General features: G+C 55.0%; 16 protein-coding genes. 11 read left to right on the top strand and 5 right to left on the bottom strand.

The window, feature by feature from the left end; translation table 11 throughout:
* Positions 1 to 29: 29 nt before the first annotated feature.
* The gene (gene zwf, locus BGP77_RS10390; protein WP_108164670.1) at positions 30 to 1,511 is read right to left on the bottom strand and encodes a glucose-6-phosphate dehydrogenase; all 1,482 of its coding nucleotides are present in this window, start codon (positions 1,509 to 1,511) and stop codon (positions 30 to 32) included.
* Between the two features lie 233 nt (positions 1,512 to 1,744).
* Here zwf and hexR point away from each other — a divergent pair, with 233 nt between their 5' ends.
* The 7 genes from hexR (at position 1,745) to BGP77_RS18290 (ending at position 11,399) form a co-directional block, all read left to right on the top strand.
* Positions 1,745 to 2,605: a transcriptional regulator HexR gene (hexR, locus tag BGP77_RS10385; RefSeq protein WP_108164669.1), complete on the top strand. Its 861-nt coding sequence runs from the start codon at positions 1,745 to 1,747 to the stop codon at positions 2,603 to 2,605.
* A gap of 295 nt (positions 2,606 to 2,900) precedes the next feature.
* The gene (gene gap / locus BGP77_RS10380) at positions 2,901 to 3,926 is read left to right on the top strand and encodes a type I glyceraldehyde-3-phosphate dehydrogenase (RefSeq protein WP_108164668.1); all 1,026 of its coding nucleotides are present in this window, start codon (positions 2,901 to 2,903) and stop codon (positions 3,924 to 3,926) included.
* 95 nt (positions 3,927 to 4,021) lie between these two features.
* A complete protein-coding gene (gene pyk, locus BGP77_RS10375) occupies positions 4,022 to 5,464 on the top strand; it encodes a pyruvate kinase (protein ID WP_370446855.1) in 1,443 nt (480 codons plus the stop codon).
* 279 nt (positions 5,465 to 5,743) lie between these two features.
* Positions 5,744 to 8,401: a pyruvate dehydrogenase (acetyl-transferring), homodimeric type gene (aceE, locus tag BGP77_RS10370; RefSeq protein ID WP_108164666.1), complete on the top strand. Its 2,658-nt coding sequence runs from the start codon at positions 5,744 to 5,746 to the stop codon at positions 8,399 to 8,401.
* A gap of 26 nt (positions 8,402 to 8,427) precedes the next feature.
* Entirely contained in the window at positions 8,428 to 10,335 is a 1,908-nt protein-coding gene (gene aceF, locus BGP77_RS10365; protein WP_108164665.1) for a pyruvate dehydrogenase complex dihydrolipoyllysine-residue acetyltransferase, read from the top strand.
* A 235-nt stretch (positions 10,336 to 10,570) separates the two neighbouring features.
* On the top strand, positions 10,571 to 11,188 hold the full coding sequence (locus tag BGP77_RS10360; protein WP_158269345.1) for an outer membrane beta-barrel protein: 618 nt from the start codon (positions 10,571 to 10,573) through the stop codon (positions 11,186 to 11,188).
* Between the two features lie 88 nt (positions 11,189 to 11,276).
* On the top strand, positions 11,277 to 11,399 hold the full coding sequence (locus tag BGP77_RS18290) for a hypothetical protein (protein WP_255414355.1): 123 nt from the start codon (positions 11,277 to 11,279) through the stop codon (positions 11,397 to 11,399).
* Positions 11,400 to 11,453: 54 nt separating this feature from the next.
* Here BGP77_RS18290 and BGP77_RS10355 read toward each other — a convergent pair whose 3' ends face one another.
* A complete protein-coding gene (locus tag BGP77_RS10355) occupies positions 11,454 to 12,305 on the bottom strand; it encodes a putative RNA methyltransferase (protein WP_108164663.1) in 852 nt (283 codons plus the stop codon).
* A 97-nt stretch (positions 12,306 to 12,402) separates the two neighbouring features.
* On the opposite strand from BGP77_RS10355, the gene BGP77_RS10350 reads away from it, so the two are divergent.
* Positions 12,403 to 12,942, top strand: a complete 540-nt coding sequence (locus tag BGP77_RS10350; RefSeq protein WP_108164662.1) for a TIGR00730 family Rossman fold protein — start codon at positions 12,403 to 12,405, stop codon at positions 12,940 to 12,942.
* On the top strand, positions 12,939 to 13,292 hold the full coding sequence (locus tag BGP77_RS10345) for a hypothetical protein (RefSeq protein ID WP_108164661.1): 354 nt from the start codon (positions 12,939 to 12,941) through the stop codon (positions 13,290 to 13,292). The genes BGP77_RS10350 and BGP77_RS10345 overlap by 4 nt, the downstream gene beginning before the upstream one ends.
* Here the strand turns inward: BGP77_RS10345 and BGP77_RS10340 are convergent.
* The 3 genes from BGP77_RS10340 to BGP77_RS10330 form a co-directional block, all read right to left on the bottom strand.
* Positions 13,289 to 14,161 (bottom strand): universal stress protein, encoded by an 873-nt coding sequence (locus BGP77_RS10340; RefSeq protein ID WP_108164660.1) that lies wholly within the window; start codon positions 14,159 to 14,161, stop codon positions 13,289 to 13,291. The two genes, BGP77_RS10345 and BGP77_RS10340, sit on opposite strands and share 4 nt — an antisense overlap.
* The gene (locus BGP77_RS10335) at positions 14,161 to 15,645 is read right to left on the bottom strand and encodes a SulP family inorganic anion transporter (protein WP_108164659.1); all 1,485 of its coding nucleotides are present in this window, start codon (positions 15,643 to 15,645) and stop codon (positions 14,161 to 14,163) included. Before BGP77_RS10335 ends, BGP77_RS10340 begins: the two co-directional genes overlap by 1 nt.
* A gap of 160 nt (positions 15,646 to 15,805) precedes the next feature.
* Positions 15,806 to 16,129: a heavy metal-binding domain-containing protein gene (locus BGP77_RS10330; RefSeq protein ID WP_108164658.1), complete on the bottom strand. Its 324-nt coding sequence runs from the start codon at positions 16,127 to 16,129 to the stop codon at positions 15,806 to 15,808.
* A 298-nt stretch (positions 16,130 to 16,427) separates the two neighbouring features.
* Between BGP77_RS10330 and BGP77_RS10325 the strand changes: the two genes are divergently transcribed.
* Together BGP77_RS10325 and BGP77_RS10320 are read left to right on the top strand one after the other, a co-directional pair.
* Complete coding sequence (locus BGP77_RS10325) at positions 16,428 to 18,971, top strand: ExeM/NucH family extracellular endonuclease (protein WP_108164657.1); 2,544 nt, start codon at positions 16,428 to 16,430, stop codon at positions 18,969 to 18,971.
* A 762-nt stretch (positions 18,972 to 19,733) separates the two neighbouring features.
* On the top strand, positions 19,734 to 21,575 hold the full coding sequence (locus BGP77_RS10320; protein WP_108164656.1) for a methyl-accepting chemotaxis protein: 1,842 nt from the start codon (positions 19,734 to 19,736) through the stop codon (positions 21,573 to 21,575).
* The last annotated feature ends 347 nt before the right edge of the window (positions 21,576 to 21,922 follow it).

Raw genomic sequence — 21,922 nt, 5'->3', positions numbered from 1 at the left:
GCATCTCCCGTCAAGCGTTCAGCGTCAAATCAATTGCTTTCATGCCAGCTGCGGCCATCACGCGCTACCAGCTCGAAGGCCGCTTGCGGACCCCAGCTGCCAGCTGGATAGCTGTGCGGTGCAACGGTCGATTGCTTCCAACCATCGAGAATGGCGTCGGCCCAGACCCAGGCGGCTTCGACTTCATCGCGGTGCACGAACAAGGTGGAGTTGCCACGAATCACATCCAGAATCAGACGCTCATAGGCTTCCGGTACGCGTGAATCGGCAATGTGGTCGGGCATGGTCAGGTTCAGCGTTACCGGCGTGACCTGCATGCCTTCACCCAGGCCCGGCAGTTTGTTCATCATATTCAGCTGAATGGATTCTTCCGGCTGCAGACGGATGACCAGCTTGTTCGACGCCAGGTTGGAGCCTTCCGGGAAAATGGAATGCGGTACGTCTTTAAACTGAATAACGATTTCGCTGTAACGCGCGGGCAGTCGCTTACCGGTACGCAGATAAAACGGCACGCCGCGCCAGCGCCAGTTGTGAATATCGGCACGAATGGCAACAAAGGTTTCGGTCTGCGAATTGGGCTTGCCGCCCTCTTCTTCTTTATAACCCGGTACCGCTTTGCCACCGACGTTACCGGCAGCGTACTGAGCACGGACGGTGTTGCGGCGCACTTTATCCAGACTCATCGTCTGCAGCGATTTCAGGACTTTTAATTTCTCGGCACGAACCGCATCGGCATCGAGCGACACCGGCACGCCCATGGCCACCAGACACAATAATTGCAGCAGGTGGTTTTGAATCATGTCGCGCAGTGCGCCGGAATCGTCGTAGTAACCCCAGCGACCTTCGACGCCAACAGTTTCGGCAACGGTAATCTGCACATTATCGATGTGAGCGTTGGTCCAGACCGGCTCGAACAAGGCATTGGCAAAACGCACCGCCAACAGGTTCTGTACCGTTTCCTTGCCCAGATAATGGTCGATGCGATAGATATTATTCTCGGCAAAAATTTCCGACACACCGTCATTGATGACTTTGGACGACGCCAGACTTTTACCGATGGGTTTTTCCAACACCACCCGGCTGTTTTCGTTCACCAGGCCGGCTTCGTTCAGATTGCGACTGATCTCACCGAAAAAGTCCGGGGCGGTTGACAGGTAATAGACAGTGTCCTGGCAGCTGAAATCGTTATCCAGTTCAGCCGCGAGATTTTTAAAAGTTTCCGGTTCGCGAGCATTCACCGCAACATAGGTCAGACGCTTGGAGAAACGCTCCCAAACGGCTTCATCCCACTGCGCACGATCAACAAATTGATCCAGCCCCTGTTTCACCAGGTCGAGGTAACCGTCGTGGCCCAGGTCAGTGCGCGAAGCACCAATCACGCGGGTGTTGTCACCCAGATAACCGGTGCGATCGAGATTGTAGAGCGCAGGCAACAGCTTGCGGATAGCCAGATCGCCGTTGCCGCCGAAAATAACGACGTTACAAGGGCTGCTGGCTGTCAGATGATCCATAGATGACTCCGATACCTAAAGCGGTGAACTGTAGTTTTTTTCCAATTTTACGGTATTAAGGGCGTAATGTCGCCTATAATTGTAATTTTACAACAAGGTGTCAGGCTGCCCTGAACGCTGGTTACCACAGGCGGCCAGCGGGGCCATCAGCCTTTCGCTGGCTCGGGATATTCCCTACAATCCGCCAGCGACCCCAACAAGGCCCAAGGCGACCATTTAAGGATAGCGCACGCATGTCATTGAACATTCTGGAGCGACTCAAGTCGAACCCGAGCTGCCTGAGCAAGAGCGAACGCAAGGTCGCCCAGGTGATTCTCGAAGATCCGAACAAGGCGATTCGTTCCAGCATTGCCAGCCTCGCCAAGGCCGCCAACGTCTCCGAGCCGACGGTGAATCGTTTTTGCCGCAGCCTCGACTGCACGGGCTTTCCCGACTTCAAACTGAAGCTGGCGCAATGCCTGGCCACCGGCACGCCCTATGTAAACCGCAACGTAGAAGCCAGCGACAACGTTGAGGAATACTCGAGCAAAATTTTCGAAGCGACGATGAGCGCCATTTCCGATGCCAAGCGCTCCATCGACCCGAACGCCTTGAGCCGCACCGTCGATGCACTGGCACAGGCCCGGCGCATTGAAATCTACGGTCTGGGTGCATCCGGCAGCGTCGCCATGGATGCCCAGCATAAGTTCTTCCGCATGAACACACCCTGCGTCGCTTATACCGATGTATTACAGCAGCGCATGGCCGCGGCTGCCACCAAGCCCGGCGATGTGGTCATCATTATCTCCAACACCGGCCGCACCATTGCGCTGGTGGAAACAGCGCGTATCGCACGCGATTCTGGCGCGACCGTCATTGCCATCACCCAGCCGCATTCGCCGCTGGCCGAAGACAGCCATATTCTGCTCGGCGTCGACAGCCCGGAAAACACCGACATCTACACCCCCATGACATCACGCATCGTTCACCTGACGGTTATCGACGTGCTGGCCACCGGTGTCATTCTCAAACATGGCCCGGAATTCCAGAGCCACCTCAAGCGCATCAAAGCCGCCCTCGCCGACACCCGCTTTAAATCGGCTGAAACCGACTGAGGCGCTCACCAAGACGGCTGGTTTAACACCCGCCTTCTTGACCCAAATCATGTAATAAAACTACAAACTGCTGTTCAATCTGGCCGATCGGTGGCAGAATGCGGCCGCTTTGTTGTATAACGATGTAAATAAGCTACAACATAACCAGTCGGTTTCCGTCGACACGACGTGTCGACAACGACCGCACAATAACAGTCAAGCTTAAGAGGCGATGTCCGGCGCAGCCCGACCTCGGCTCGCACTTCGAACGGCGGTGGCGCAAAAACCGCCTAATCACGCTTAGAGGAGCATAAAAATGTCCAAGATACGCGTTGCGATTAACGGCTATGGCCGCATCGGCCGGAACGTTCTGAAGGCCTTGTACGAAGCCAAGCAGGACGGTAAGGACTACCCCATCGAAATCGTTGCCATCAACGACCTGGGCGACTCCAAGACCAATGCTCACCTGACCAAGTACGACACCGTTCACGGCCGCTTTAATGCCAAGGTCGATTACGACAACGAAGCACTCTACGTTAACGGCGACAAGATCATCACCTGCTCTGAACGCGACCCGGCCAACCTGCCGTGGGGCGAGCTGAACGTCGACGTGGTTTACGAGTGCACCGGTTTCTTCGCGACAAAAGAAGCAGCCAGCAAGCACATCACCGCCGGCGCCAAGAAAGTCATCATTTCCGCTCCGGGTAAAGAAGTTGATGCGACCGTGGTTTACGGCGTTAACGACAGCGTGCTGACGTCTGACATGACCGTGATCTCCAACGCCTCTTGCACCACCAACTGCCTGGCGCCAGTTGCCAAGGTTCTGAACGACACCGTTGGTATCGAAAGCGGCCTGATGACCACCATTCACTCTTACACCAACGATCAGCGTCTGAGCGATGTGTATCACTCTGACCTGTACCGTACCCGCGCGGCTGCGCTGAACATGATCCCGACCAAAACCGGCGCCGCTGCAGCGACGGGCCTGGTGGTTCCGGAACTGCAAGGCAAGTTCGACGGCCTGTCGATCCGCGTCCCGACCGCTAACGTTTCTCTGGTCGATCTGAGCTTCACCGCCAGCCGCGACACCAGCGTTGAAGAAATCAACAAGGTCATCGCTGACGCCATCGCCTCCGATTCGAAACTGGCTTCTGTCCTGGCCGTTAACGAAGAGCCGCTGGTCTCTACCGACTTCAACCACAACCCGTACAGCTCCAGCTTCGACGCGACTCAAACCCGCGTTCAGGGCCGTCTGGTTAAGGTAATGTCCTGGTATGACAACGAATGGGGCTTCTCCAACCGCATGTTGGACAACACCGTTGCCCTGATGAACGCCAAGTAAGCCCACTTATAAGAGCCCGGACCCGGTCCGGGCTTTTTTCGTTATAATGACCCGCTCATTCGGCGGCGAAGCATAACAAGAGACTCTTCATGACGATGAGACGCACCAAGATCGTAACCACCCTGGGCCCGGCCACCGACAAGCCTGGTATGCTGGAAAAACTGATTCTGGCGGGTGCCAACGTGGTTCGACTGAACTTTTCCCATGGCAGCGCCGATGATCACAAAGGCCGCGCCAACGCAGTCCGTGAAATTGCTGCCAAACACGGCCGTTCGGTTGCCATTCTGGGCGACCTGCAAGGCCCGAAAATTCGCATTGCCCGCTTCAAGGACACCAAAGTCCAGCTCGAAGACGGTCAGGCTTTTATTCTCGATGTCGGCTTCGATAAAACCGCCGGTGACAACACCCGCGTTGGTATCGACTATCCTGCCCTGGCCGAAGACAGCCAGCCGGGCGACATCTACTTGCTCGACGACGGCCGCGTTAAGGTTAAGGTCGAAAAAGTAGACGGCAGCGCGGTACACACCACCGTTATTCAAGGTGGTCCGCTGTCGAACAACAAAGGCATCAACAAGCTCGGTGGTGGTTTGTCCGCTAAGGCGCTCACCGACAAAGATAAAGAAGACATCAAGACCGCCGCTGAAATCGGCGTCGATTACATCGCCGTTTCCTTCCCGCGCAACGCCGAAGACATGAACGAAGCACGCCAATTACTGGCTGCGGCGGGTTCTACAGCGGAAGTTGTGGCGAAGCTGGAACGCGCCGAAGCCACATTGAATCACGACACGCTCGACCAGATTATTCTGGCGTCCGACGTGGTGATGGTGGCGCGGGGTGATCTGGGTGTAGAAATCGGTGATCCGGCGCTGATCAGCGTGCAGAAGCACATCATCAAACGCGCCCGTACCCTGGACCGCGTGGTCATCACCGCCACTCAGATGATGGAATCGATGATCGACAACCCGTTCCCGACACGGGCCGAAGTGTTCGACGTCGCCAACGCGGTGCTCGATGGCACCGATGCGGTTATGTGTTCGGCTGAAACCGCCGCCGGCGCTTACCCGGTTGAGACGGTCAAAGCCATGCACGATGTTTGTTTGGGGGCAGAAAAACACCCACTGACAACGCAATCGCGCCACCGTGTGAACACAGAGTTCCATCGCATCGACGAAAGCATCGCCATGTCAGTGATGTACGCTGCGAACCATCTGCGTGGCGTCAAAGCGATCATCTGCATGACCGAATCGGGTGCGACACCGCGTTGGATGTCACGCATCAGCTCGGGTATGCCGATCTACGCCATGACCCGCCACGACACCACTGCACGCCGTGTGGCGCTGTATCGCGGTGTTGAAGCGGTGCCGTTCGACATTCACAGTGTGCCGAACGATCAGATCAATCGTCTGGCCGTGGACGAACTGAAAAAGCGCGACATCGTCAAAGATGGCGACTTGGTGATCTTAAGCTACGGCGATCACGAAGGCGTTCATGGTGGCACCAACACCCTGAAGATTGTCAGTGTCGGTAATATCCTGTAAAAAGGCGCACCGATAGAATTTCAGGTAACAACGGCAGCCACCATGGCTGCCGTTTGTGTATCTAAGGGATGAAAAAAGCGAAATTTCGCTGACTGATGTTACTTCGCCGCAGGATCAGCGAGCCGGATAATTTCGGCTAAAGTGACAGCTTAGGTTACGACAAACGTAACCACATGATTTTCAACAGGCCGGTCGTCCAAAACTCAAAAAAGTGCGGCGATCGTCAACCGACTCAACTCGTTGAGGATTCAACCCAAAAGGGGAAGAGGTCTGAACTTTATGGCAAACGATATCGATCCAATTGAAACGCAGGAATGGCTCGACGCCCTGGCGTCCGTCATGCGTGAAGAAGGCACCGACCGCGCCCAATACCTGCTCAAGCGTCTGTCCGACAACATCACACAAAGCGGACCGGACGTTCCCTTTGCACTGAACACACCGTTCCGGAATTCCATCAATCTGGAAGACGAACCGAAGTACCCCGGCGACAACGAAATGGAGCGTAAAATCCGCGCCATGATCCGTTGGAATGCGGTTGCCATGGTGGTTCGCGCTAACAAATCCGGTGATGATCTGGGCGGCCATATTTCATCGTTCCAGTCGTCCGCGACCCTGTACGACATGGGCTTCAACCATTTCTGGCGCGCCCCGACCGACACCCACCCGGGCGACATGGTCTACTTCCAGGGCCACATCTCACCGGGCATCTACGCGCGTTCTTTCGTTGAAGGCCGCCTGAGCGAAGATCAGCTCGACAACTTCCGCCGCGAAGTCGATGGCAAAGGTCTGTCATCCTACCCGCACCCCTGGCTGATGCCGGACTATTGGCAGTTCCCAACCGTTTCCATGGGTCTGGGCCCGATCCAGGCGATCTACCAGGCACACGTCATGCGTTACCTGGAAAACCGCGGTGAAATTGAAAAAGGCGGACGCGTCTGGGCTTTCCTGGGCGACGGTGAAACCGACGAGCCGGAATCACTGGGCGCCATCGCGCTGGCCGGTCGTGAACACCTCGACAACCTCAACTTCGTCATTAACTGTAACCTCCAGCGTCTGGACGGTCCGGTCCGTGGTAACGGTAAGATCATCCAGGAACTGGAAGGCGTGTTCCGCGGTGCTGGCTGGAACGTCATCAAAGTCGTCTGGGGTCGTCATTGGGACAAGTTGTTCGCCAAAGACTCCAAAGGTCTGCTGCAGAAGCGCATGGACGAAGTGGTCGACGGTGAATTGCAGGCGTTTAAAGCCCACGGCGGCGCCTACACCCGTGAACATTTCTTCGGTAAGTACCCGGAGCTGGCTGAACTGGTCAAGGACATGAGCGATGAAGACATCTATCGTCTGAACCGCGGTGGCCACGATCCGTACAAAGTCTTTGCGGCCTTCCAACGCGCCGTCAGCGACAACAACGGTCAACCGACCGTCATCCTGGCGCACACTGTCAAGGGTTACGGCCTGGAAGCGGGCGAAGGCAAAAACGCCAGCCACCAGTTGAAAAAACTCGATGTCGATTCACTGAAAGCCTTCCGCGATACCTGCGGTGTGCCGATCTCCGACGAAGACTTGGAAGCGGGAAAGATCCCCTTCTACCGTCCGGACGAAAACAGCCCGGAAATGCAGTACATCCGTAACCACCGCAACAACCTGGGTGGTTACATTCCGATGCGTCGTCAGGAATCCAAAGAAACACTGAAAGTGCCAGCGCTGGAAACCTTTGAGTCACTGACCAAAGACAGCGGCGACCGTGAAATTTCCACCACTATGTCCTTTGTGCGGATGATCTCCAACCTGCTCAAAGACAAGGAAATTGGCGATCGCATCGTGCCCATCGTGCCCGATGAAGCGCGTACCTTCGGTATGGAAGGCCTGTTCCGCCAATACGGCATCTACTCGCCCAACGGCCAGCTCTATATCCCTCAGGATAAGGGTCAGGTCATGTGGTACAAAGAAGACGTTAAAGGTCAGATTCTGCAGGAAGGCATTAACGAATCCGGCGCCATGAGCTCCTGGATTGCCGCAGCCACCGCGTACAGCACCTACAACCGTCAGCTGATTCCGTTCTACGCTTTCTACTCCATGTTCGGCTTCCAGCGTGTGGGCGATCTGTGCTGGGCGGCGGGCGACCAACAGGCGCGCGGCTTCCTGATCGGCGCGACCTCTGGCCGCACCACTTTGAACGGCGAAGGTTTGCAGCACCAGGACGGTCACAGCCACATTCTGGCCGGCACCGTGCCGAACTGTGTGTCTTACGACTGCAGCTACGGCTACGAAGTGGTCACCATCATTCAAGATGGCATGAAGCGCATGGTTGAAGACAACGAAAACGTCTTCTACTACATCACCACCCTGAACGAAAATTACCAGCACCCGGGCCTGGAAGAGCACATGGTCGAGGGCATCAAGCGTGGTATGTACTTGCTGGAAGACGGCGTCAAGAAAGGCAAGAAAGCCGTGCAACTGTTCGGCTCCGGCTCCATCATGCAGGAAGTTCGTGCCGCCGCAGAGATGCTGCGTGACGACTTCGGCGTGCAGGCGGATGTCTGGGCGGTGACCAGCTACAACGAACTGACCCGCGATGGTCAGGACGTCGAGCGCTGGAACATGCTGCATCCGGAAGACAAGCCGCGTAAGGCTTACGTCACCGAAGTACTGGAAAGCCGTCGTGGCCCGATCGTTGCCGCCAGCGATTACATGAAAAACTACGCCAACCAGATCCGTCAGTGGGTTCCCCAGCCGTACTACGTACTGGGCACCGACGGCTTTGGCCGCAGTGATTCGCGCGCCCAGCTGCGTCACTTCTTTGAGGTGAACCGTTACTGGATTGTCGTCGCCGCACTGAAAGCGCTGGTCGAAGAAGGCAGCGTGGAAGCCAGTGAAGTCACCAAGGCGATCAAACAATTCAAGCTGGACCCGAACAAACCTAATCCGGTCATCGCCTGAGTCGGTTGAGGAATTGAGGAGTCATCATGGCAACTGAAATTATCAAGGTACCCGACCTGGGAATGGACGCGGCGACCATCATCGAAATCAGCGTCAAGCCCGGCGATGTCATCGCCGAGGACGACACCCTGATCGTGCTGGAGTCGGACAAGGCGTCCATGGACGTGCCCGCGTCCAAAGGTGGCAAGATCACTGAGATCAAAGTCAAAGAAGGCGATTCCGTCTCCGAAGGCGACGAAATTCTGTATCTGGAAGTTGAAGGCGGCAGCGACAGTCAGGCTGACGAGGCTCCGTCAGAATCAGAGTCTCCGTCCGAATCCAACGACGAACAGAAAGCCGCACCGGCCAGCAATGGCGGCGGTGAAGTGCAGGCCGTTAAAGTACCGGACATCGGTATGGATTCAGCCAGCATCATCGAAGTGCACGTCAAGGTCGGCGACACCATCGCCGAAGAAGACACCCTGGTCACGCTGGAATCCGACAAAGCCAGCATGGACGTACCGTCCGACACCGCTGGTGAAGTGGTTTCCGTCCAGGTCAAAGAAGGCGACGACGTCTCCGAAGGCACTGTGCTGATCGAAGTTAAAACCGCCGGTGGCGGCAGCGCGCCGGCGGCGTCCAGCGGTGAATCAGCTCCGACTGCGGCACCCGCCAGCAGCGGTGGCGAAACACGCGAAGTTAAAGTGCCGGACATCGGCATGGACAAAGCCAGCGTTATCGAAGTACACGTCAAAGCCGGCGATACCATCGCCGAGGAAGACACCCTGGTCACGTTGGAATCGGACAAAGCCAGCATGGACGTCCCGTCCGATGCCGCCGGTGAAGTGCTGTCGGTCAAGGTGAACGAAGGTGACGACGTCTCCGAAGGCACCGTACTGATCGAAATCAAAACCAGCGGTGGCGGCAGTGCACCGGCGCCAGCGGCTACTGCTCCGGCTGCGAAAGAAGACGCCAAACCAGCGCCTAAAGCGGCAGCCGAACCTCAGGCGCCGACACTCGCCAGCGCTCACGAAGGCGAACTGACAAGACCATCGAAAACTGTTCACGCAGGCCCTGCCGTGCGAAAACTGGCGCGTGAATTCGGTGTCGATCTGGCGTTGGTTCCGGGTTCCGGCCCGAAAGGCCGCATCGTCAAAGACGATGTCGCCGCCTGGGTGAAAAAACGCGTTCAGGAGCCGGGTGCCGCTACCGGTGGCTCGGGTATTCCGGCCGTTCCGGATCAGGACTTCAGCAAGTTCGGCGAGGTCGAAGTCAAAGAACTCAGCCGGATTCAGCAGATCACCGCGGCCAACATGTGGCGCAACTGGGTCAACATCCCGCATGTGACCCAGTTCGACGAAGCCGATGTCACCGACACCGAAGCGTTCCGCAACTCGCTGAAGCCGGAAATGGAAAAACGCGGCGTCAAGATCAGCCCGCTGGCCTTTATTGTGAAAGCCTGCGCCGCTGCTCTGGTCGAGTTCCCGAACTTCAACGTCTCGCTGATGGCTGATGGCAAACGCTATGTGCAGAAGCACTACGTCAACATCGGTGTCGCCGTCGACACCCCGAACGGCCTGATCGTTCCGGTGATCAAAGACGCCGACAAGAAGTCGATCTGGCAGATTGCCGAAGAGATCATCGACTTCGCCAAACGCGGTCGCGATGGCAAGGTAAAAGCCGACGAGATGAAAGGCGGCTGCTTCAGCGTCTCCAGCCTCGGTGGCCTGGGCGGCACCGCCTTCACGCCGATCGTCAACGCGCCGGAAGTGGCCATCCTGGGTGTGTCCAAAAACCAGGTGAAACCTTTCTGGACCGGCAAAGAGTTCGTACCGCGCACCTTCACACCGCTGTCGTTGTCGTACGACCACAAAGCGGTCAACGGTGCCGACGCGGCCAAGTTCACCACCTACCTGACTCAGGTACTGGCGGACGTGCGTCGACTGGTGCTCTGATAGCGCGATGATCGCTTACTAAAAACCGGCCTCAGGGCCGGTTTTTTTATCGTTCAAAAATAGCACGTTCACAAAGTCTTCGAGCCACAAAACGCCATAATAATTGCGTCATATAAGTGGTTACTAATTTGATCTTTTTTTTGAATTAACTTTAAATCGAAATACCATTCGAACCGCAGATGGCCTCAAAAAACACAACGAATTTTCAGTGATTTTCATACACAAGGATTATCGGGTGAAAAAATTTCTAATTACAATTATCTTGGTTTCTAGCACCTCTGCAGCTACCGCTGGAGGGTTTTACATCGGAACTAGCCTCGCTTTTTCAGACACACAACATGCTTCGACGGTGAAAGAGACTGGCAATGATGACATTACTGAAGATGTAGGAATCTCTGGCCCGGCATTTTCGGTTTTTGGTGGTTACCAATATGATATTAACGACACTGTATTTACTGCGTTCGAATTGAGTTTACTTGGCTCTAGGGCAAGTGGCGATGCAGATATTGACGGCACCAAAGCCAGCATCGACCAGAAAACAGGTTTAGGGGTTTCTGTCTTACTGGGAAGACAACTAGGAGAAGGCGCATTATTCGGTCGTTTTGGTTTACAACAAACCTTGTATGAGTTGTCTGCCGAAAATAGCAGCGAATCTTATGATGGTCCCCATACTGGTTATAAGTTTGGCCTAGATTACCGACTGCCGCTAAACGACAGTTTCCAAGTTCAAATGGGATGGAGTCGAACTTTTTACTCTGAAGAAACCTACTACTCTAGACCGGGAACAGGCTATAGCTTGAATTTTGAGCCGACAGAAAGCTTGTTTGAGTTAGCTATTGCAAAAAAATTCTGAACAGCGAAAGCCTAACCTGGAAATAAAATTTGAGTTATTTTGTTCCAGGTTAGGCTCCCTACACGCTTAAACCCCTTAAGAACACCTTTTGCGTCAACATCGGTGTCGCCGCCGATACACCGAACGGCCGATCGTCAACGGTGCCGACGCGACCAAGTTCACCACCTACCTGACTCAGGTATTGGCGGACGTGCGTCGACTGGTGCTCTGATAGTGCAATGATCGCTTACTAAAAACCGGCTTCAGGGCCGGTTTTTTATGTCGTTTAAACGTCAGTGATCGGTTCGTACACCCGCACAAAAATTTCAGCCGTCACTTCCAGCGCCGTTAAAGCGGCCACCCTCGCCTTACCGTCTTTTGGCGCACGATGACCATGAGGGGTCATCGCCAGCAAATCCTGTATCTGTTTGCCGCTGTCGAGTCGAAATGAATAACTGACTTCATCTTCTTCTATCAATTGAAACCCATCCAGCTGCGGCGCCTTGGGTTCGGTCTGAGCGTCGACTCGCTCGTACAAGACTTCGCGCAGTTCACGCAAGTGGGCTGGACCAGGATCAACCTGAATAAGCCGTCCACCCGGTTTCAATACGCGGGCAAATTCATTGGCCACCGGAAATCCGAAGACGCACAGCAACCGATCGAGGCTGGCATTCTGAACGGGCAGATGAGCGTTGCTGCCCACCAGCCAGGACTGACGCTTGTCCTGTTTAGCCGCGGCTAAAACGGCGTCTTTGGAAATATCGAGTCCGGCCATTCTCACCTTCATGGATGCCGGTGCCAGCTCGGCAAATTGACGCAGGTAATAGCCTTCGCCGCAGCCAGCATCGAGGATATTGAAATCGGCATCGGGAAGTGGGCTCGGGCAGCACAGCCGAGCGATCAGTTCGACCACCGGCTGGTAATGACCCGTCGCCAGAAAGCGCTGGCGAGCAGCCACCATGGCTTTGGAATCACCCGGGTCTTTAGAGCGCTTGTGCTGCACCGGCAAGAGGTTCACATAGCCCTGGCGCGCTTGATCGTAGCTGTGGCCTTGTGGGCAGACCCAGGTCTTGTCGTGCTGATCCAATGGCTCACCGTCCAGTGGACAAGCCAGTTCAACAAAGGGTTCGATTGGCATGGTGCAGCCCTTTTCAATGACGTCTCTCTTCAGTGCCCTTGGCTTGCGTTACCATGGCGACTCGATAAAAAAGCCACCGCGCACTGAGGAATCGGCTATGCATATTACGGTATTTTGCGGCTCCAAACCCGGTTTGGACCCGGACTTTCTTCTGGCAGCGCGCCGGCTTGGCGAGCGGATGGCGCAGCGCGGACACGACCTGGTCTATGGCGGTGCTAAGGTCGGGCTGATGGGCGCCGTGGCTGACAGCGTACTGGCAGGCGGCCGAGAGGTCATAGGCGCCATTCCCAAAGCGCTGGTGTCGAAAGAGGTCGCCCACGAAGGTCTGACGCAGTTGCATGTGGTCGACACCATGCACCAGCGCAAAGCCATTCTCTCTGACGAGTCCGACGCCTTTATCGCCCTCCCCGGTGGCCCCGGCACCCTGGAAGAATTATTCGAAGTGTGGACCTGGCGCATGCTGGGCTATCACCAAAAGCCCGTCGCGCTGTTTAACCTCAAGGGTTATTACGATCCGCTGCTGGCAATGATCGATCGCATGATCAGCGCCGAATTTGCCTGGTCCGATCTGACCGCAAGCCTCATCGTCGCCGATGACATGGATGACCTGCTCAACCGACTGGAGGCTGCACAATGAGGCAGCGCTTTGTGCCGCTCTATCAGGCATTGATCGGATTATCGCTGGCGGTAGCGCTGTTAGCCATCTTGCTCAGCGAGGCAACGCGTCCCTGGTGGGGAGTGATCATCGCTGCCTTGCCGATGGCGTTGCACTTCACCTTGCGACTGTCGTTCAAGCCACGGCCGCGTACGCGTTGGTTAATGCCACAGCAAGTGATCACGCTGGGCGGCTTGGGGCTGACGGTAAACCCGGACGTTATTGAACAACCGTCCTGGCTGGCAACCGCCTTAGCCACCGCTCTGGTGATCTGTCTGTACCTTTACCTGTTTAAGGTGTGGCGGGCGGACCCGCCAGCGCACGAGGATTAACGCAACAGCAAAAGCGGTTTATTGGCGCGCAACAACATCTTCACCGTCAGACTGCCCAGCACCAGATCACGCAACCTGGTATGACTGAACGCGCCCATTAAGGTCAGATCGATGTCATGCTCGGCTTGGTAACGCACCAGCTCTTCGCTGGGTTTGCCATCCAAGGTAACGGCGGTGATGTTCAGTCCGGCTTCACGCAGCTTCAAGGTGGCAGCCTGCTGCAAGCCTTGAGCTGTGGCGGGGTCTTCGCCCACCGTCACCAGATGCACTTCCAGGCCGGTAAACAGCGGACGGTTGGCGAGCATATCCAGCGCCTTGCCGGAAGCATCGCTGCCGTCGTAAGCCAGCATCACGCGTTTGGGTTCCTGGAAGTCGTTGTTCACCACCAGCACCGGCTTGTGCAATGAACGCAGAATGCTTTCCAGATGACCGCCCAGATGACGATCATCATCGCCGCGTTCTTCGCCACGAATGCCCAGCACCAGCACACGAATGTCGTCTTCCAGTTCGATCAGCGATTCGGTCAAACCGCCATGGCGCTGCTTCATTTGCGGTTCCGCGACGCCCGCCTGTTGCAGGCGGTCACTCGCGGCGTTCAGCATTAATTTGCCTTGTTCGAGCATCAAGCGGCTGCGCTCGGCTTCGATGTCGGTCAGTTCCTGCATCAGCGTTTCGCGACTGCCCAAACCAATGGTTCCGCTGAGATCACTCGGCACCACCGCCGGTCCCTGCTCTAAATTGTGCAGCAGTTGAACCGGCGCCTGAGTGCGACGATGAATCCAGGCGGTGTAATCACACACCGCTGCGCTGAATCGCGACGCATCGATGCAGGTTAAGATTTTGCCATTCTTGTTATTGTCGTTGGCCATCAGTGGGCTCCCAATACCTTGTCGATTTCATCGGGTTTATCGTGCACGCCAAAGCGGTCAACAATGGTTTCGCTGGCCTCATTCAGGCCAATAACCTCGACCTGTGCACCTTCGCGACGAAACTTAATCACCGCCTGATCCAATGCACCAACGGCGGTAATGTCCCAAAAATGCGCGCGGTGCAGATCGATGACCACCTTATCAACCGCTTCTTTGAAATCGAAGGCCGCTGTGAATTTTTCCGCCGACGCAAAGAATACCTGCCCAACCACTTCGTAGCGACGCGTGTCATCGGCCTCGCTGTATTGCGAGCGAATGTACATGAAATGGCCAACCTTGTTGGCAAAGAACAAGCTCGCCAACAATACGCCGGCGAGCACGCCAAACGCCAGGTTGTGCGTCCAGACCACGACCACCACCGTGGTGATCATCACCAGATTGGTCGACAGTGGCAGCTTTTTCAGGTCGCGCACCGAACTCCAGTTAAAGGTACCGATCGACACCATGATCATCACCGCCACCAGCGCGGCCATCGGAATCATCGATACCCAATCTTTGAGGAAGACCACCATCAGCAACAACACCACACCGGCAGTCAGCGTAGACAGTCGGCCGCGGCCGCCGGATTTCACGTTAATCACCGACTGGCCGATCATGGCGCAACCGGCCATACCGCCGAGCACACCCGCACCCAGATTCGCCAGGCCCTGAGATTTGCACTCGCGGTTCTTATCGCTGCCGGTGTCGGTCAGGTCATCGACAATGGTCGCGGTCATCAACGACTCAAGCAGACCCACCACGGCCAGACTCGCGGAATAGGGAAAGATGATCGCCAGGGTTTCAAAATTCAGCGGCACATCAGGCCATAAGAAGATTGGCAGCGAATCCGGCAGCTGACCCAAATCACCCACGGTGCGGATATCCAGCCCCATCCAGACCGCAATGCCGGTCAATACCAGAATGGTGACCAGCGGCGACGGAATGGTTTTATTCAGATAGGGAAAGCCATAAATGATCGCCAGCCCCGCAGCCGTGACTGCGTAGACATGCCAGGTCACATTGGTCAGTTCCGGCAACTGCGCCATAAAGATCAGAATCGCCAGCGCATTCACAAAACCAGTCACCACCGACCGGGAGACAAAGCGCATCAGCGACCCCAGCCGCAAATAGCCAGCGATGATTTGCAAAACCCCGGTCAGCAAGGTGGCGGCCAGCAGGTATTGCAGGCCGTGATCTTTCACCAGCGTCACCATCAGCAACGCCATGGCGCCGGTGGCGGCAGAGATCATGCCCGGACGGCCGCCGGTGATGGCAGTGATCACGGCGATACAAAAAGACGCATACAGGCCGACTTTCGGGTCGACACCTGCGATGGTGGAAAAGGCAATGGCCTCGGGGATCAGCGCGAGCGCGACAACAAGTCCGGCGAGCAAGTCGCCACGCAGATTGCCGAACCAGTCCTGGCGGCGGGATAAAAACAGCATGCTTACCTCATTTGAATCGGTTAGCGCACTGCATCAGGAACTGTTTGGCGCCAATCGTTCACAACAAACGATCAGCACCGGTTGAATCGGCAGGCGCGCACGGAGCGCGAATCATAGCGGCTATGACAGTGATGACAAGGCTGGTCACCCAGCCAGACCCTCAATCACTGAGCCGAACCGCCGTCCCACTGACACTGACCATCATCATACTGCCGCGTTCACCGACGACCTCGTAATCGATATCGATACCGACAATGGCGTTGGCACCCAAGGCAGCCGCGCGTTCTTCCATATCTGCAAAGGCGGTTTCACGCGCTTTGCCCATTTCCCGTTCGTAAGCGGCGGAGCGACCGCCGACGATGTCGCGAATGGCGCCGAAGACGTCCTTGAAGATATTGGCACCGAGAATGGCTTCACCGACCACGATGTCCAAATACTCAACAATGGGGCGGCCTTCAACGGTGTTGGTGGTGGTTTTCAACATAACGACTTCCTGAGTGAGATAGAGTTGCCAGCATAGCAAGTCGCCTCTGGCAGGCATGCGCCATAAGTCAGAAAGGTCTGAGAAGATCGTCAAATTCCAGGAAAACTCAAACGGACATTCAAAGGATATTGCCCTGTCACAAAAAACCGTTAGGGTGGACAGTGGTCACAAAAACTGACCAATCGTTCAAATGCAAGGAAACCAGTCGTCGACACTCTGCGATCCGGATTAACATTTAATTGCCGTGGGAGAGAGTCAGGGATTCTGCCAAACAACGAACTGAAACTGAGGGATCTCCATGAACTACACTTTGCCGATTGTGGCATTGGCGACACTGGTCGCCAGTGCTGCAGCCCAAGCCGATCTGATATTCAGCGAGTACATTGAAGGCTCGTCCAACAACAAAGCGTTGGAACTCAATAACACCGGATCCAACGCCGTTGATCTGTCCCAGTACAGCATCGAACTCTATTCCAACGGCAATATCAGCGTACAAAACCAAATCACGCTCAGCGGCACCCTGGCGCCTGGTGGCTTCTATGTCATCGCCAACAGTCAGGCGACCGGCGCCATTCTCGATCAGGCCGATATCACCGCCACGGTGACGTTCTTCAATGGCAACGATGTACTGCTGTTGAAAGAAAACGGGGTGGTGGTTGACCGCATCGGCGAATTGGGCAATGCCGACTATTTCGGCGGCGAAGTCACGCTGGTGCGCAAAGCCGGCATCACCCAGGGCGATCCTCAGTACGACACCCCGTTCGACCCCAGCATCCAATGGGACAGCTACCCGCAGGACACCTTCGCCTATCTGGGTGACGGTGATGCGGGCGGCGGTGGCGGTAATCCTACGCTGGCGCAATGTGGCGACCCGATGACCACCATTTCAGCGATTCAAGGCAGTGGCAGTGAATCACCTCTGCTAGGCCAATCGGTCGCCATCGAAGCCATCGTCGTCGCTCAGTTGCAAGGCAGCAACCAGATGGACGGCTTCTTTGTGCAGGAAGAAGACGTTGATGCCGACGGCGATCCGACCACGTCCGAAGGTCTGTTTGTTTACGCCGATACCCCGGCCGTTGCCGTCGGTGACAAGGTGGTCGTTAACGGTCAGGTGGATGAATACTACGGCCTGACGCAGCTTAACCAGGTTGCCGGTATTGAGATTTGTGCAACCCAACAGGCACTGCCTTCTGCGGCGACGGTCAGTCTGCCGTTGAACGATCGCAGTGACCTGGAAGCCTTTGAAGGCATGAGTGTCGCCTTCAATCAGATGCTGACCGTTAACGAAGTCTATCTATTAGGCCGTTACGGGGAATTCATGATAGGCGAGGGCCGTCGCTATATTCCCACCGAAGTCGCCAAACCCGGTACGGCGGCTGACGCGGTACTAGCAGCCAACGCGCTGAACTCGTTGATCGTCGAAGATGGCATTTCCACTCAGAACCCCGACCCGGTGATCTTCCCCGCACCCGAGTTGTCGGCCTACAACAGCCTGCGCATTGGCGATACGCTGGCCAGCCTGACCGGCGTCATGAACTACGCGTTCGGCGCCTACAAAGTCATTCCGACCACAACGCCTGTCTTCCAAGGCACCAATGCGCGCACGCTGGAGCCAACGGCAACGCCGGATGCAGATCTGCGTCTGGCCAGTTTTAACGTGCTCAACTACTTCAATGGCGATGGCACCGGCGGCGGTTTCCCAACCGAACGCGGTGCAGAAACGCCGTTTGAACTGGAACGCCAACAAGCCAAGCTGGTCGCCGCACTGGAGGCGATGGATGCCGATGTGCTGGGCTTGATTGAACTGGAAAACGACGGCTTCGACGACACCAGCGCCATCGCCCAACTGACCGATGCGCTGAATGCCACCCAACCAGAGCAAACCCAGTACGACTATGTCATTCCCGGCGTACCACTGGGCAGCGATGTGTTGGCGGTCGGCATTCTCTACCGGCCAACGGTGGTTTCTCCGGTCAACATGCCCGCCGTGCTAAACAGCGCCAGTTCGCCTCAGGATGAAACCGGCGAGCCGTTGTTCGACGACAGCCTCAACCGACCGGCCATTGCACAAAGCTTTGAACACGCCGCCAGCGGCGATCGCTTCACTGTGGTGATCAATCACCTCAAATCCAAACGCGATACCGACTGCGTTGATGCCAACGATTGCGACCAAGGCCAGGGCGCTTACAACATAGCCCGCACCCGTGCCGCTGAAGGAATGGCCGAATGGCTGGCCAGCAACCCGACCGGTGTAGACGACAGCGATGTGCTGATCTTGGGCGATCTCAACGCCTACAGCATGGAAGACCCGATCCAGACATTGGCAGAAGCCGGTTACGCGTCGCTGAAATCAGACGGCGACTATTCTTACGTCTACGATGGTGCAGCGGGCAACCTCGACCATGCGCTCGCCAGCAGCAGCCTGACCGAGAAAGCGCTCAAGACCCAGGACTGGCACATCAACACTGACGAGCCGCTGGCGCTCGATTACAGCACCAGCTACAAATCGCCCGGCCAGGTGGAAAGCTTCTATGCGCCGACCGCCTATCGCTCATCAGACCACGATCCGGTGATTGTCGATCTGGCCATGAACGCCCCGCCCGTCGCCAGCTTCCGCGTGTTTAAGATTCTGTTCTGGTACTTGTTTATCAGCGACAGCGAAGACCCGGATGGCACCCTGACCGATCAGCACTGGCAGATCGGCGAACTGAGTTTCCACGGCAGCTGGAACCTGTTGCCGGTCGGCCTGGTCAAACGTCAGGAAGGCAATGACGTCACGCTGACCGTCACCGACAACAGCAGCGCGCAAAGCAGCAGCACCCAGTCGTTACCGCGCCGCTGATCCAGCGAGTCGGTATTCAGCAATAGCGTCAATCCCCGGGGTCGCTCATGCGACCCCTATTTTTAGGTCTAATTCGTCACCGCAGTCACCACTCTCTCATCCTGCTGTCATCCATTCTCCCAGCCTTGGCCTCACCCTGCTACGGGAGACTGAGCCATGACGCAAGGTCGCGTAGGCGCTGTGTTCACAGATTAGGAAATCACCTAAACAGCGCAATACACCTTGAATAGCTGCAAAACCGTGCTTCACTTTTCAATCAGACGATCAACCCCAGGCCATTAGCCTGAAGAGGGTAAACGTTATTCTGGGTAACGAATGAGCCACCACAAACGCTTATACGCCCATTTACGTGAACGCACAGTGCTATTAAGCGAGGTGGCCGTTAGGTGGCGATATCATGCCGATCTGTGAATTTTTCCATTAATTTCGGTATGCGTGAAACCTCTGACTGACAAATGGACTACGCTCATTATGCGGTGCAGTCAAAATAGAGGTGTCGTGAAGGTTACTGTTTATAGCGTTTCAGATGAGATGACCCTAGAAACCGAAGGCGGTAAAACGCATCTGAATTTCCAGTGGCATTTGATCGTCGCGTCTCTATGAACTGACCACATGGGGAAATCCAATGGTCATCACTTTAAACAGTGTAAAACCGCCACCCGGCGATAAGTTGGAACGACCCAAGGCACGTAAAGGCACACATTCTTTGACGCTGATCTTGATGGCTTAAAAGCAAACAAGACCCACATAAAGGTTACTGCCATGTTAAAAAGTCTGTTAGCGAAAATATCAGGTGGTAAGCAAATAACTATCGCCAAAGATGACTGGGTCAATGCTCAAGGTCAACTCGATGCATTAACTCGCTCACTCGCCATTATTGAGTTTGACTTAGATGGCAATATTTTAATGGCCAATGACAACTTCCTGAACGTCGTAGGTTATTCGTTAGAGGAAGTCAAAGGCCAACACCACAGCATTTTTGTCGATAACACCTACCGCAATAGCCAAGAATACAAGGATTTTTGGGCTCGGCTGAGTAATGGTGAATTTCAAAGTGGTGAGTACTGTCGCTACTCGAAAAGCGGTCAGGCAGTCTGGATTGAAGCTAGCTACAACCCTATTTTTGATGCCAACAAAAAACCCTATAAAATCGTTAAATTTGCCAGTGATATCACCGCAAAGAAACTTCAAAACAGCGATTATGAAAGTCAACTGGAAGCCATATCCAAATCTCAAGCGGTCATCTCATTTAAACTGGATGGCACCATACTTTCGGCAAATGACAATTTCTTAAACACCCTTGGCTATACGCTCAATGAAGTGCAAGGCAAACATCATCGCTTGTTTGTCGATTCCGAATACCAAAAATCTGACGAGTATCGTAACTTTTGGGACAACCTCGCTAAGGGCGAACATTTCGTGGGTCGTTTTCCACGCGTTCATAAAAACGGCAAAGTCATTTGGATACAAGCCAACTACAGCCCTATTAATGACCCAACCGGAACGCCTTATAAAGTCGTAAAATTCGCCACAGATATTACGGCTGAAGTCGAAGCTGAACAACAGCTTCAACAGACCGTTAGCCAGGTGAACTCGGCCATTAATGCCGCGGTTAATAATGACCTGACCCAACGAGTGGCAACCGAAGACAAGTCCGACATGATGCTCACTATCTCAGAAGGCGTAAATTCACTGCTTGATACCATGACAGAGATCATCATCAACATTAAAAATGCATCCGATGCTGTGTATAACGGTGCTCGTGAAATCTCCAATGGCAACACAGACCTTTCTAACCGCACTGAGCAACAAGCTTCTAGTCTGGAAGAAACAGCGTCTAGTATGGAGGAGCTAACCACTACTGTTCGCCAAAATGCAAACAATGCCAAAGAGGCTAACAACTTGGCATCCAATGCTGTAACAATCGCCCTGGATGGTGGTCACTTAATAGAAGACGTGGTTAAAACCATGGCCTCCATCAATGAATCCTCACAAAAAATTGCGGATATCATTGGCATGATCGATGGCATTGCTTTTCAAACCAATATCCTAGCATTGAACGCTGCGGTTGAAGCTGCTCGAGCGGGCGAACAAGGGCGAGGCTTTGCGGTTGTTGCATCAGAGGTAAGAACCTTAGCGCAACGCTCAGCGAATGCGGCAAAAAACATTAAAGACCTTATCTCGGAGTCAGCAGAGAAAATCAACAATGGCAATGAGCTGGTCAATAAATCCGGCGATACCATGAGAGAGGTCGTGACTGCGATCAAGCAGGTCAATGACATTATGACTGAGATCGCCAACGCGTCTGCAGAGCAATCATCCGGGTTGGATGAAATAGATAAGGCCGTCAGCCAAATGGATGAAATGACACAACAAAATGCCGCCCTTGTTGAAGAAGCGGCAGCGGCCTCTGAAAATCTATTAAGCCAAGCCGATCTGTTAACGAATAATGTAAACCAATTTGCACTGACCGAGAGCAGCCATACTCCCCACAGCATTAAACCCATAACGCTTACAGACGCCCAAAAATCATCACCTAAAGATGCTTCTGTGCACCCATTAGCGTCCAACACTATCGCCATTAACAGGCCAAGCCGTCACTGAAACCTCTGCTCGATGATGGCGAGGATAGTAGGGAGAATTGTTAACTGGCATGGCATTGATTATTTGGGGCAGAGGTGATGGCAAAAATACAGGGTAAACCTAGGGAGTCATCAGCGCTGGCCTACAACACTGACGGCAAGTCCGCGCACCAAGTGACCGGGTTTTATGCCCTGACGCTTGCCTGTCCGCAAACCAAGCTCGCGTCAATCTACAAGGGTGCATGCCACCCCGCGCCTATCTCACGGACATAAGCCCGGCGAATTCTGGCACAGATATCACCGTATTCATCAAAGCGTCATGACGTTGTCACCCTAGCTTCATCCGCCCAGCCTAGCCTTGGCCTAACT

The organism is Saccharospirillum sp. MSK14-1, from assembly GCF_003054965.1.
Taxonomy (GTDB): domain Bacteria; phylum Pseudomonadota; class Gammaproteobacteria; order Pseudomonadales; family Natronospirillaceae; genus Saccharospirillum.
This window is presented reverse-complemented; position numbering and strand designations above follow the sequence as displayed.

Excerpts from the sequence above, each read along its gene's own strand:
- zwf (WP_108164670.1), bottom strand. The coding sequence starts at position 1,511 with ATGGATCATCTGACAGCCAGCAGCCCTTGTAACGTCGTTATTTTCGGC.
- hexR (WP_108164669.1), top strand. The coding sequence starts at position 1,745 with ATGTCATTGAACATTCTGGAGCGACTCAAGTCGAACCCGAGCTGCCTG.
- gap (WP_108164668.1), top strand. The coding sequence starts at position 2,901 with ATGTCCAAGATACGCGTTGCGATTAACGGCTATGGCCGCATCGGCCGG.
- pyk (WP_370446855.1), top strand. The coding sequence starts at position 4,022 with ATGAGACGCACCAAGATCGTAACCACCCTGGGCCCGGCCACCGACAAG.
- aceE (WP_108164666.1), top strand. The coding sequence starts at position 5,744 with ATGGCAAACGATATCGATCCAATTGAAACGCAGGAATGGCTCGACGCC.
- aceF (WP_108164665.1), top strand. The coding sequence starts at position 8,428 with ATGGCAACTGAAATTATCAAGGTACCCGACCTGGGAATGGACGCGGCG.
- BGP77_RS10355 (WP_108164663.1), bottom strand. The coding sequence starts at position 12,305 with ATGCCAATCGAACCCTTTGTTGAACTGGCTTGTCCACTGGACGGTGAG.
- BGP77_RS10350 (WP_108164662.1), top strand. The coding sequence starts at position 12,403 with ATGCATATTACGGTATTTTGCGGCTCCAAACCCGGTTTGGACCCGGAC.
- BGP77_RS10345 (WP_108164661.1), top strand. The coding sequence starts at position 12,939 with ATGAGGCAGCGCTTTGTGCCGCTCTATCAGGCATTGATCGGATTATCG.
- BGP77_RS10340 (WP_108164660.1), bottom strand. The coding sequence starts at position 14,161 with ATGGCCAACGACAATAACAAGAATGGCAAAATCTTAACCTGCATCGAT.
- BGP77_RS10335 (WP_108164659.1), bottom strand. The coding sequence starts at position 15,645 with ATGCTGTTTTTATCCCGCCGCCAGGACTGGTTCGGCAATCTGCGTGGC.
- BGP77_RS10330 (WP_108164658.1), bottom strand. The coding sequence starts at position 16,129 with ATGTTGAAAACCACCACCAACACCGTTGAAGGCCGCCCCATTGTTGAG.
- BGP77_RS10325 (WP_108164657.1), top strand. The coding sequence starts at position 16,428 with ATGAACTACACTTTGCCGATTGTGGCATTGGCGACACTGGTCGCCAGT.
- BGP77_RS10320 (WP_108164656.1), top strand. The coding sequence starts at position 19,734 with ATGTTAAAAAGTCTGTTAGCGAAAATATCAGGTGGTAAGCAAATAACT.